The 11,151-nt window shown below is 31.1% G+C and carries 13 protein-coding genes; 8 read left to right on the top strand and 5 right to left on the bottom strand.

The annotated features are described in order from the left end of the window. Nucleotides 1-54 precede the first annotated feature (54 nt). From AC2D8I_RS13725 to AC2D8I_RS13690, 8 genes are all read left to right on the top strand, one after another. Nucleotides 55-1,905: a hypothetical protein gene (locus AC2D8I_RS13725; RefSeq protein ID WP_484706593.1), complete on the top strand. Its 1,851-nt coding sequence runs from the start codon at nucleotides 55-57 to the stop codon at nucleotides 1,903-1,905. Beyond that, nucleotides 1,902-2,381 carry a hypothetical protein gene (locus tag AC2D8I_RS13720; RefSeq protein ID WP_484706592.1) on the top strand — a complete coding sequence of 160 codons (480 nt, stop codon included), beginning with the start codon at nucleotides 1,902-1,904 and terminating at the stop codon, nucleotides 2,379-2,381. Before AC2D8I_RS13725 ends, AC2D8I_RS13720 begins: the two co-directional genes overlap by 4 nt. Nucleotides 2,382-2,739: 358 nt before the next feature. Further along, nucleotides 2,740-3,312, top strand: coding sequence for a hypothetical protein (locus AC2D8I_RS13715; RefSeq protein WP_484706591.1), 573 nt, complete (start codon nucleotides 2,740-2,742; stop codon nucleotides 3,310-3,312). Nucleotides 3,313-3,532: 220 nt separating this feature from the next. Then, on the top strand, nucleotides 3,533-4,021 hold the full coding sequence (locus tag AC2D8I_RS13710; protein WP_484706590.1) for a DUF7000 family protein: 489 nt from the start codon (nucleotides 3,533-3,535) through the stop codon (nucleotides 4,019-4,021). A gap of 162 nt (nucleotides 4,022-4,183) precedes the next feature. Beyond that, complete coding sequence (locus AC2D8I_RS13705) at nucleotides 4,184-5,134, top strand: helix-turn-helix domain-containing protein (RefSeq protein WP_484706589.1); 951 nt, start codon at nucleotides 4,184-4,186, stop codon at nucleotides 5,132-5,134. Nucleotides 5,135-5,201: 67 nt separating this feature from the next. After that, a complete protein-coding gene (locus AC2D8I_RS13700; protein ID WP_484706588.1) occupies nucleotides 5,202-5,564 on the top strand; it encodes a nuclear transport factor 2 family protein in 363 nt (120 codons plus the stop codon). Between the two features lie 10 nt (nucleotides 5,565-5,574). Further along, on the top strand, nucleotides 5,575-6,117 hold the full coding sequence (locus tag AC2D8I_RS13695) for a nuclear transport factor 2 family protein (RefSeq protein ID WP_484706587.1): 543 nt from the start codon (nucleotides 5,575-5,577) through the stop codon (nucleotides 6,115-6,117). Nucleotides 6,118-6,125: 8 nt separating this feature from the next. Further along, the gene (locus tag AC2D8I_RS13690) at nucleotides 6,126-7,136 is read left to right on the top strand and encodes an alpha/beta hydrolase (RefSeq protein WP_484706586.1); all 1,011 of its coding nucleotides are present in this window, start codon (nucleotides 6,126-6,128) and stop codon (nucleotides 7,134-7,136) included. Nucleotides 7,137-7,368: 232 nt separating this feature from the next. Here AC2D8I_RS13690 and AC2D8I_RS13685 read toward each other — a convergent pair whose 3' ends face one another. The 5 genes from AC2D8I_RS13685 to AC2D8I_RS13665 form a co-directional block, all read right to left on the bottom strand. Then, nucleotides 7,369-7,626 carry a DUF6952 family protein gene (locus AC2D8I_RS13685; protein ID WP_484706585.1) on the bottom strand — a complete coding sequence of 86 codons (258 nt, stop codon included), beginning with the start codon at nucleotides 7,624-7,626 and terminating at the stop codon, nucleotides 7,369-7,371. Nucleotides 7,627-7,670: 44 nt separating this feature from the next. Then, nucleotides 7,671-7,979, bottom strand: coding sequence for a thioredoxin family protein (locus tag AC2D8I_RS13680; protein WP_484706584.1), 309 nt, complete (start codon nucleotides 7,977-7,979; stop codon nucleotides 7,671-7,673). Nucleotides 7,980-7,986: 7 nt separating this feature from the next. Continuing rightward, complete coding sequence (locus AC2D8I_RS13675; RefSeq protein ID WP_484706583.1) at nucleotides 7,987-8,631, bottom strand: peroxiredoxin; 645 nt, start codon at nucleotides 8,629-8,631, stop codon at nucleotides 7,987-7,989. Between the two features lie 146 nt (nucleotides 8,632-8,777). Then, a complete protein-coding gene (nhaC, locus tag AC2D8I_RS13670; RefSeq protein ID WP_484706582.1) occupies nucleotides 8,778-10,244 on the bottom strand; it encodes a Na+/H+ antiporter NhaC in 1,467 nt (488 codons plus the stop codon). Nucleotides 10,245-10,601: 357 nt separating this feature from the next. After that, nucleotides 10,602-11,147, bottom strand: coding sequence for an OsmC family protein (locus tag AC2D8I_RS13665; protein WP_484706581.1), 546 nt, complete (start codon nucleotides 11,145-11,147; stop codon nucleotides 10,602-10,604). Nucleotides 11,148-11,151: the final 4 nt, after the last annotated feature.

Here is an 11,151-nt window from a genome sequence, read left to right as displayed (position 1 = left end):
CTACTTTTGCAGCGAATCTAAAAATAAATCCCTAATTTGAAACAGCTGTAAATTTTGCTGAACAAACTTAAACAACTAACCAAAACTATAATTTTACTCTTTGTAATTTCAATACCATTAACCAACTGTCAAGACGACGACATCTCAAACGAACAAACCCAGCAAGAATCTGGGGAGAAATCGACTTTTAAATCTTCTAGAATAGCATTTGACGAAATTTCCAAAAATGAGCAATTAATTTCAAGATTACAAACCTTAGAGAAGAAACTATCAAAAGGCAATCAACAAGTACAGAATAAAGGCGAATACAACAACAGCAACACTTACGATTTTATAATAGATACAAACGATGCAACATACATTGAGAGTATTGACGGGGAGTATCATTCTTACACATTTCCTATTTACAGAAATACAGAAAACAACCTTTTAGAAAACCTGTTACTTTCCCTTCAAAAGGACGGTACTTATCGTGATTTTTTAGTAACTTATGACCTCACAAAACAGGAGCAAGAAAATTTGATAAAAGGTAAGGGGGTTATTGAAATTGAAAACCAAATACAAATGACCGATTTAAGCAGTAAGTTTTCTGCTTATTGCATTACAGGTTATGCTAGTCATTGGACTTGTGCAGCTAATAATAACCACTCACCTGGCGATGCAGCAGCTGGAAATTGTGAGCAAACATCATTCACCGTATCTCTTGAAGCGATTACTGGCCTTTGTCCAACAGGTGCAGGTAGTGGAAGTAATAATTGGACAGGAGATGGAGGGAATACAAATGGAAATACAGACTCTGATGTTTACAATACAGGTAGCGGAAGTAGTGGTTCTGGAGGGGGCAATGGCGGTAGCGGAAGTAATGACTTAGGAGACACAAACCTTAATGTTACAACTCCTACTATACCGAAACTTTGGAAAGAAATTATTCTTTGTTTAGCTCAATTTAGTATAAGTGGTTCTCCAGGTAATGGTTTTACTTCAGAAATGTCTCAATGGTTGCAATCTCAACCTAAAAATGTGGTTGGTCCTATTAATAGTTTTCTTAAAAATGAAAGCTGTAGTGAGGAAGCTCAAGATTTTGCGATACAAGCTATAACAGCTTTAATGAATGATGGTGAAGTAGATTTCGAAGACGAAGTGATTTTGGATTCAAGTTTTAAAAACTCTATAACAAAATGTATTCATGATAAAATGAAGTCAAATACAAACAACATTTATTCTAAAATGCTAAATCATTTCAATTCATCAACACAAAAAAATATTACATTTAGTATAAATAATTCTATTGGTTTAGATTGGGGGATAACAAATGGGAATTCTCAAGTGTTAAATGACTACAATATAATTATTAATCAAAACATTATTGAAACAATTGGTTCTAATTTAATGAGGTATGTAACTCTTAGTCATGAACTAATTCATGCGTTTATGTTTGCAGCGTTAGAAGATGTTGGTATAATTACTTTTGATTTAACTGGGGCTCCAATTTTAAATGTAAACTGTCCTTCAAATAATATTAATTTAAATAATCAGGACATAAAAAATCGGTTTGTATCTTTAATTTGTGCTATGAATAATTCTGGGACATTAACTCAAAATTGGACTCATGATCTTTTTAATTCAAATATATTTAGCATTCAGGATTATAGACAGCAATTGGAAGTCTTGATTTTAAATGATTACGATTGGAGTAGTGAAAACTCTACATTTACAAGTAATGCAAATATGACTTTTGGTTCTAGCTGGAAACAAGAAATCGCTAAAGCAATTTCTTGGATTGGATTGGAAAACACTAATGAATATTCTGCATATTTAAATAGTTATTCAACCCAGCCGTTAAAATTTATATTTATATCTGATATCAGAAATGAAATTTTAAACACAAACAACAATTGTCCATGAAAACTATAATAATATTTTTTATAGGTGTTTTTAGTACTTTATGTTTTTCTCAGAACAATGAATTATACATATTAATTGATAACCATTCTAAATTAGATACATTAAATGCTGTAAAAGATTCATTAAAACTTAATATTTACCGATTAAAATTTAATTCTAATTATGTAGAATATGAGTTTTATAAAGACAGTAATGGTAATTTAAAGAAAATTATTTCTTTAAAAAGTGAAAAATCAAAAACTATTGAATTAGAATATAAAAATGTTAATAATAACAATCCTCTATTTTTAATTCCTGATTATTTGCATTTGAATCAAATTTCTTATGATGATATAATAAAAGAGAAGTATTTTAATAAATTAAAAAATCTTATAAAATCTTATAACAAGATATATATAATAAATAAAGATGATAAACGTAATGGTAATTATGTGGCGAAAAAAGTAAATATAAAACCCAATAAATCGGAATTATAAAAATGTTAACTTAATATAAATGAGGTGAAATACGTCAGTATTTTGCTAAAGTGAATTGTGAATTTTCATTTTTTAGGGAAGCTTACAGTCATTATGCTAATTAAAAGTTTAGATCTTTATCGATCAAAAAAAGCATTTCTTATTTCTTCTCTTATTTTCATAACAGGTGGAATTGTATTGAGAACAATTTAAAAATGAAAATACAATAATGCTGTATAAGTCGGGTATAACTTATTGCTAGTATTTACTAAGTTGCGAAAATCCTTGTAGATTTTCTATTCGGGTTGTATTCGCCAAATTAGTTGCTTGAACGAACGGAATCGTACACAAATACATTGTGCTCAAACTAAAAGAAACTATGATTAGTAGAGAATTAACATCAAAAGACGCGCTAAGTTCCATTCTAAATAATAAAGGAATTAAGACTTGGGAAGAATTGATTGTGTTTGTTGAATCTTTGCCTTATGGGCGAAACGCAAACCGAACCGATTTTGAATTGGTAATTACCGAGAGAAAAGGCAGTTGTAGCTCAAAACATGCTCTCTTGAAAAAAATAGCAGATTTAAACAATATCCCGAAAGTTAAGTTAATACTTGGGATTTATAAAATGAATAAAAACAATACATCAAATATCGGTAATGTCTTAGTTGAAAAGGGTATTGACTTTATGCCAGAAGCACATTGCTATTTAATAATTAATGGAGAAAGAATTGACATTACGACATTTCAGAGTGATTTTAAAAAAATAGAAGCAACTATAATGCAAGAACTTGAGATTCAGCCAGAACAAGTGGCTGAATTTAAAGTTGCTTATCATAAAGATTATCTAAAAAAATGGATTACGGATAATGGTATAAAATTAAGTTTTGATGAATTATGGTTGATAAGAGAAAAATGTATAACCAATTTAATAGAAAATGCTAGTGTGTGACTTAAACCGTATGAAATTAATGTGATTTTTTAGTTTTAGTCAAAATTTTGTAGATGTTTACAATCTTGTTTATGGTTTATTTGAGTATTTTTAAGTCGATAAGGATAAAAACATAAAATAAATATTAGTTTGTGGTTAAACTGAAAATAATGGTTTGTTCTCTGCCAACTTGCTATATGTTTAGCGCTATGTATAAGTTAACAGGTTTATAAAGAATAGAATGGAGAACTTGAATAAATATGTATCAATTTATAAAGAGCAATTAGCGAAAGGAGATATATTAATCGCCTATACTGAACTGGTGAAGCTTGTAATGAAATTAAGAACAGGTTTTATTAAAAACCTTTCAGATCAATATTCATTTTCTGGAATTCTTCATGGATATATGGACTATACATATTTCTATTATTCTAATGCTTTTTTTAAAAGTAAAAAACTAAAATTGGGACTTGTTTTAAATCATCTGGAAATGAGATTTGAAGTTTGGCTTCTAGGAAATACCATACCGAATCAAAAGCAATATTGGGAAATAATGAAAGCGACAAAATGGAATAAAGACAAAATAAAAATGCCTCAATATTCAATTCTTGAAACCACGCTAGTTGAAACCCCAGATTTTAATAATCTAAATAGACTTACTGAACAAATAGAACAGAAAATGATTAAAGTTTCGGATGAAATATTAGATTATCTAAAGACACTAGATTAAGAAGTGTAAAAAGAAGGGGTACATCTCTAGATCAAAAAAAAGCAGGAGGCCTTAAAAAGCAAATGATTAATTTAGATGTATGGATAAGAAAAATACAACACTTCTAAAACATAACAATTGCAAGAGTAAATCAAAACGTTATTTAGGATATTAGAAAATCGGATGAGACATTTTAAAACTTTAGAGGCCTATTGTGAGGCAATTGGAATTTCTAAGCCAATGCACCAGCATTTTGACATACGAAGTTTTGAAGAGAATATGCCAAAAGTTGTACACTCTACCTCTCCATTTAGACATGAATTCTATGCAATAGCCCTAAAAGTAGAAGGAAGTGGTATTGCTATATCTGGCCACAATACAGATTTCCCAAAAGGGGCGACTATATTTTTTAATTCACCTTTTCAGATTTTATCTTGGGATATTGTACCAGACTGGCAAGGCTTCTACATTATGTTTACTCAAGACTTTATAGCAAAGTCAGAACATTTACAAGATTTATTAAGTCATTTCTCTTTCCTTAAAATAGAGAAAGCCGTTCCTTTTGAATTGGATAAGAAAGATGTTGGTACTATTCTTTCAATCTACAATGCCATAAAAATGGAGTATCAGCATGCGAAAAGCGATAAGTTTTTGCTTATTGAATCTTATGTGCTTTTGTTGCTTAATTACGTAAAACGCTATTTCCATAAAAATATTTCTGAAAATAATGCGGAACAAGAAATTAGAAAAACGGACTTAAAATTATTGACGCGATTTCAAACACTTATTGAGACAAATTTTTATCCAAATGCAACGATAGAGACCTTTTCAAATTTGCATTCAACAGCTCATTACGCTCAAAAATTAAATATCCACCCTAATCATTTAAATGCAGTTGTAAAGGGAATTACTGGTCATACAGCGAAGCAGCAAATTCAAAATTATATTCTGCAATTAGCAAAGTCGCGTCTTATTCATACAGAAGAGAGTATTAAAGAAATTGCGTATTCGCTTCACTTTGATTCGCCCAACAACTTTAGTAGTTTCTTTAAAAAAAAATACTTCGAAAACACCAAATACCTTCAGAAAAGAAACTTTTATTTGATTTTTATACTTCTTGCTTTGATTTTATAAATAATACATATTTCTATTTGCTCAATTTTGTAGTGTTCAAAAGATAGGACTTATAAAAGGATTGATAATGGAAAGAAAATTTAGGCATGTAGATGCTTTATTTAAGGGTTTAGATAGTAAACAACCATGTGAAGTATTGCAGTATATAACAGAAGACTGCTTTTTTCAAGCTGGTAACTCTAAGCCAGTAAAAGGAAAAGAAAATATTCGAAACGTATTTGAAGAGTTTTTTCCCGCTATAAAAGCAACACAGCATATTATTACTGATGTTTTCGAATCACAGCAGACCATAGTGTATAGAGGTATTGTTACTTATACACGTTTAAATGGTTCTCAATTAAAAATTCCCTTTTGTGACGTTTTCAAAATAAAAAATAAAAAAATAGCCGAATATTATATTTATATCGATTGGTCAGAATTATTTAAATAAAACTAAAAAAATGAAAAGATTAATAACGATTTCAATTTTTGCAGTGTTCCTTTCTTGCTCTAATTTAGAGCAAACAGAAAAATTACAAAGCGATTTTAATCAATTAAAACAACAGCAAACAATGATAACAAAAACAGGAAAGAAAAATAAGGAATCAGTAAAGGCTTTTTTTAAAGCATTGGAAGATGAAAATGTAGAAGCCTTGATTGATTTATTTGCAGAAGAAGCAAAACATATTAATCCGTACCACTCTAAAATATTTCCAGAAGGAGCTATTGGAAAGGAAGGGATTAGAGCCTATTGGACACCTGTTTTTTCAAATTTTGATGGAATGAGCTTTCCAATTGAAGAAATCTATGCTATGGAAGACCCGAGTATTGTATTTGTAAAATATACAGGAAATATCAAATTAAAAAATGATGGAGGTATTTATAGCAATGATTATTACTCAACATTTAAATTTAATAATAATGGGAAAATTACTGAATATGTAGAACTCTTTAATCCAATTGTTGCAGCGCGTGGCTTTGGTTTGTTAAGTGAAATCAAATAAATAAAAATATGAAAAGACTAATAATGCTATCTACAATTCTACTCTTAAGTGTTTGTGGAAACTCAGAAAAGAAACAACAGCAAATGAAACATTTAGAAAAATCACGAATTATGAAAAAAGTAAATTTTAAAAGCGAAGGATTAAATTTAGTTGGAAACTTGTTTTATCCGCCTAATTATGAGGAAGGGAAACAATACCCTGGAATAGTAGTTTCAGGAAGTTGGACTACGGTAAAAGAGCAAATGGCAGGGTTGTATGCCAAAAAACTTTCTGAAAAAGGGTTTATAACACTGGCCTTTGATTTTAGAAACTTTGGAGAAAGCGAAGGGGAACCAAGATTTTTTGAAAGTCCCTTTTTGAAGAAAACGGATATTAAAAATGCAGTAACTTATCTTGAATCTTTGCCAGAAGTATCAAAGTTAAAAATAGGGGCTTTTGGAGTTTGTGCAGGGGCTATGTATACGGTTATGGCAGCGTCTGAAGATAGTAGAATTAAAACGGTTGTAACAGCAGCATCTTGGCTTCATGATGCCGAAGCTGTAAAACTGTTTTATGGCGGTGAAGAAGGTGTGCAATCTAAAATTAAATCGGCACAAGAAGCAAAAAAGAAATATGCTAAAAGTGGTATTGTTACATATATTCCTTCTATATCAGAAACAGATACAAGTGCTGCGATGTATGGCCCTTATGATTATTATCTAAATCCCGAACGAGGTGCAATTAAGGAATGGAGTAATGATAAGTTTGCGGTAGCAAGTTGGGAAGATTGGTTAACTGTAAATCCAATGCCTTCGGCTAAAAGCATATATCAACCCATTTTAATGATTCATTCTGATGGGGCAGTCTTACCGCAATACACTAAAAATTTCTTTAATGAATTAGCAGCAGAAGATAAGAAATTACATTGGATAGATACAGAAATGGAATCGCCTTACCATCAGTTCAGTTTTTATGATCAAGATGCTGAATTGAAAGAATCTATTACAGAAGCAAGTCATTGGTTTAAAGCAAAAATGTAGTGCGCAAACTATAACAAAAAACAGTAGTGAAAAACGAGTAAAAGACGGTTGCTTTTTTATTTTAAAAAAAATCTATAATATTGATTATGAATAAGGTAATTGTTGATTTGTGACAAAAAAACATCAAAATTATAATTTATAAAGCAAAAATCTCCAAGAGTTGTAACTCTTGGAGATTTAACATTATTTTATAAAACCCTGAAAAGGAGTATTAAAAGAATAATTCTGTAATCTATTTGTCTATAGATCCTAAAACACGTTTCATAAAATGATTAAGCGCTTCTTTTTGAGTCGTTCCTTCCTTTATCATTTTATTCACTTCGATGGCGCCATACATATTAGAAATTAATTCACCAATAACATCTAATTCTTCATCTTTAAGCGAAGGAACTTCAGTTAAAGCTTCCAATGTTTCTATGGTTTCAACAATGTAATCTTCATCATTGTTTTCTATAAACTGTGTTAAATGTTTTATAACAGGTAATTTCATAGTAAACTTTTTAAAGGTTTGTTTTATAGATCCTAAGTGCCTTTTTATATAACCTCATCAACGAGTGTTTTTAAAGCGTCAAATTTGTTAGTTTGTACTTGATTAACAAAAGCTCCGTTTTTAAAAGTAGCAAAGGTTGGTAAGTTATCGACTGTAGCCAATTTTCTGGATTCAGGGAATTTTTCAGCATCAGCAATGATAAAAGTTATATCATCCAATTCTAAAGCTAATTTTTTTAACTTGGGTTTCATTATACGGCAATTACCGCACCATGTTGCAGAGTATTGTACTACAACAGTTTTATTAGCGTTAATTAATTCGCTTAAATTGTCTTGACTTAATTCCTGTACCATAACAAAATTAGTTTACGTGAGCAGCTAAATACTCAGCAGTTGCATTTCTATTGGCTCCCATAGCATCTTTACCTTCTTCCCAGTTTGCAGGACAAACCTCTCCATTTGTTTGCACATGCGTGTATGCATCTACTAATCGTAAAAATTCAGCAACATTTCTTCCTACTGGCATATGGTTAATACCTTCGTGAAATACGGTACCTTCCTCATCGATTAGGTAAGTTGCTCTATAAGTAACATTATCTCCTTCAACAGTTACAACACCTGTTTCTTCGTTGTATTGTTCGTTTGTAATGTCTAAAATGCCTAAAGTTGAAGCTAGATTTCTATTTGAATCTGCTAAAAGAGGATAGGTAACACCTTCTATTCCGCCATTATCTTTTGCTGTATTTAACCAAGCAAAGTGTACTTCAGGAGTGTCGCAAGATGCCCCAATAACAATGGTATTACGTTTTTCAAACTCAGCTAAAGCTGCTTGAAAAGCATGCAGTTCTGTTGGGCATACAAATGTGAAATCTTTTGGATACCAGAATAATAATACTTTTTTCTTGTTCTTTTTTGCTTCTTCAAGAACGTTTAGTTTGAAAGTATCTCCCAATTCATTCATTGCGTCCACGTTTAAATTTGGAAACTGTTTTCCTACTATTGCCATTTGTGTGTAATTTTTATAATTAATGATTTGTTTTTCGAGCTGCAAAGATACACTTGAATGTATGTAATTAAAGAAGGTATAAAATTCTAAAAATTTATTGACCTATAGTATTTGCCTATACTATTTTCAAGTGAGATAGTTACGAATTATTTAGAGGCTTTTATCTGTCTAATTTTAATGTTTAGAGCAGCAAATAAAAGTGTTGTAAATGGACTTAACCAGTTAAAAATAGCGTAGACAAAATATTGTCCTACATCTACGCCTAAAACGCTGCTTTGATAGGCGCCACAGGTATTCCAAGGAATGAGCACAGAAGTTACGGTTCCAGAATCTTCAAGAGTTCTACTCAAGTTTTCAGGAGCCAAACCTTTATCTTCGTATGCTTTTTTAAACATTTTCCCAGGAATAACCAATGCTAAATATTGATCTGATGCTATAGCATTTAGTCCTAAGCAGCTTATTACAGTACTTGCAAATAAGCCAAAAGCAGTAGTCGCAAACGATAATAGTACATTTGTGATTCTGGATAATGCGCCTATAGCATCCATAATTCCTCCAAATACCATGGCACAAGAGATTAAAAATATTGTCCAAAGCATACCTTTCATACCTCCAGAACTGAACAAGTCGTTTAGTTTTTCATTGTCTGTTGTAATTTGAGTATCAGTAAAAACAGCGTTTATAATTGTTGTGAATCTCGATTCAGATAAGCCATCCAATATTTCTGGTTGAAAAATAAAAGCAAAAATAGCAGCTAGTATAATGCCGCTACCTAAGGCTATAAGCGGTTTTGTTTTTAATAAAATTAAAGCAATAACAACACCAGGGACTATAAATAGTAATGGAGTAATGTTAAAGGTTGATTGGATTGTTCCTAAAAGGCCGCTAACATCTGCGCTTCCTGTAGTATCTACAGTTGCACTTAAAATTCCAAAAACAATTAGCGTAATAAGTATGGTTGGAACAGTTGTAATTGTCATGTATCGAATATGTGTAAATAAATCTGTTCCAGCCATTGCGGGGGCTAAGTTTGTTGTATCACTTAAAGGGGACATTTTATCTCCAAAATAAGCTCCAGAAATTACGGCTCCTGCAATCATTCCTGTAGGTATTCCTAAAGCGCTACCAATACCAATTAAAGCTATACCAACTGTAGCAGACGTGGTCCAAGAGCTTCCTGTTGCAATAGAGATTATAGCTGCTATTATTACTGAAGCAGGTAAAAAAATAGTAGGGTTTAAAACTTGTAATCCATAATATACCATAGCCGGTATAATGCCACTAACTAGCCATGTTCCAGCCAATGCGCCTACTAAAAATAAAATCATAATAGGAACAAAAACACTTCTTAAATTATCCCATATTTCTTTTAACATAAGACTTATACTTACTTTATTAAAAAAACCAACACCAGCAGCAATACCTCCTGACATTAATAAAATAAATTGATTCGAGTAATCTCCTAGCATTGCACCTTCAGCGAAAAAAATGTTATAGGCTAATAGCAGCATTAAAAAAACAACAGGAATTAAGGCTTCCCATATATTTAGTTCTTTGTTCTCTATTATTTTTTGATCTTCTGTATTTATTTCGGAGAGATTATTGTCTTGCATTCGTATTTTTTTAGATGATGTAATGTTACGATTTTAGAAGAAGTTATGCAAATGGAATTCCTTACTGTAAATTAGAGGATTATAAGGTTTTAACAATTTTAATAGTATTATAAAAAGTCTAGAAAGAAGTTATTCTTAATGCATAAATACAGAAAAAGCCTCATGGTATTTAAAGTAAACATGAGGCTTTTTTTAGGGGGAGATACTTTTGTTAGAAACACACTTTTACATGTGTTGAAATTACTAAGCTGTAATACCTTTTATAGGACAATACTTTAGAATAACAAATTTTAAACAACGCAGGGTATTAAAGTGGCTGTATTACGTTCGTTATACTCCGTAAAAGTAAGGTGTAACTTAATTTTCTTCAGTTTTTAACTCTCCAATCATTCTTACTTCATTTTGTATCGTATTAAAGTTAGGAGAATGTTTCGCTACACGTTCAATTAGTTTGTTGTATTCTTCGCGCGTTCCATTGCCTTTTACATGGAATATAAATTTTAATTCAGGAAAACCAGCATTTATGTGATTATCGATTCCTAGTAAACCATTTAAATTTAATTCTCCATCAACCTCAATTTTTAATTGGTTAATTTCAATATTCATAGTTGTTGCGCCAGCCATAAATGTTACAGCCATACAGCCTGCCAATCCCCCCAACATATATTCCGCAGGATTTGGGGCATGGTTAACACCTAGTAGTTGAGACGGTTCATCTATAACAAATTCAAAATCTCTTACTATTTTATGATTCCCTAAAACCATATTTTTAGTTTTGACTTTTGTTTTTGTTCCGCTAATCCAATCAAGGGCTATGCCATATGTTGCTTTTCCTTCGTTGGGCGTTTCTTTTACTTCATTGGTGAATTCGCTAAGTCCAGCGATATTAATATTGTTTAACATGCGA

The sequence above is a fragment of the Lacinutrix sp. YIN62 genome (genome assembly GCF_057219185.1).
The sequence above is the reverse complement of the archived record's forward strand: the minus strand, read 5'-3'. Positions and strand labels throughout refer to the sequence as shown.

Coding starts and splice junctions, on each gene's coding strand:
- nhaC (WP_484706582.1), bottom strand. CDS start 10,244: ATGCAAGACAATAATCTCTCCGAAATAAATACAGAAGATCAAAAAATA.
- AC2D8I_RS13685 (WP_484706585.1), bottom strand. CDS start 7,626: ATGAAATTACCTGTTATAAAACATTTAACACAGTTTATAGAAAACAAT.
- AC2D8I_RS13715 (WP_484706591.1), top strand. CDS start 2,740: ATGATTAGTAGAGAATTAACATCAAAAGACGCGCTAAGTTCCATTCTA.
- AC2D8I_RS13665 (WP_484706581.1), bottom strand. CDS start 11,147: ATGTTAAACAATATTAATATCGCTGGACTTAGCGAATTCACCAATGAA.
- AC2D8I_RS13720 (WP_484706592.1), top strand. CDS start 1,902: ATGAAAACTATAATAATATTTTTTATAGGTGTTTTTAGTACTTTATGT.
- AC2D8I_RS13680 (WP_484706584.1), bottom strand. CDS start 7,979: ATGGTACAGGAATTAAGTCAAGACAATTTAAGCGAATTAATTAACGCT.
- AC2D8I_RS13705 (WP_484706589.1), top strand. CDS start 4,184: ATGAGACATTTTAAAACTTTAGAGGCCTATTGTGAGGCAATTGGAATT.
- AC2D8I_RS13690 (WP_484706586.1), top strand. CDS start 6,126: ATGAAAAGACTAATAATGCTATCTACAATTCTACTCTTAAGTGTTTGT.
- AC2D8I_RS13700 (WP_484706588.1), top strand. CDS start 5,202: ATGGAAAGAAAATTTAGGCATGTAGATGCTTTATTTAAGGGTTTAGAT.
- AC2D8I_RS13695 (WP_484706587.1), top strand. CDS start 5,575: ATGAAAAGATTAATAACGATTTCAATTTTTGCAGTGTTCCTTTCTTGC.
- AC2D8I_RS13710 (WP_484706590.1), top strand. CDS start 3,533: ATGGAGAACTTGAATAAATATGTATCAATTTATAAAGAGCAATTAGCG.
- AC2D8I_RS13675 (WP_484706583.1), bottom strand. CDS start 8,631: ATGGCAATAGTAGGAAAACAGTTTCCAAATTTAAACGTGGACGCAATG.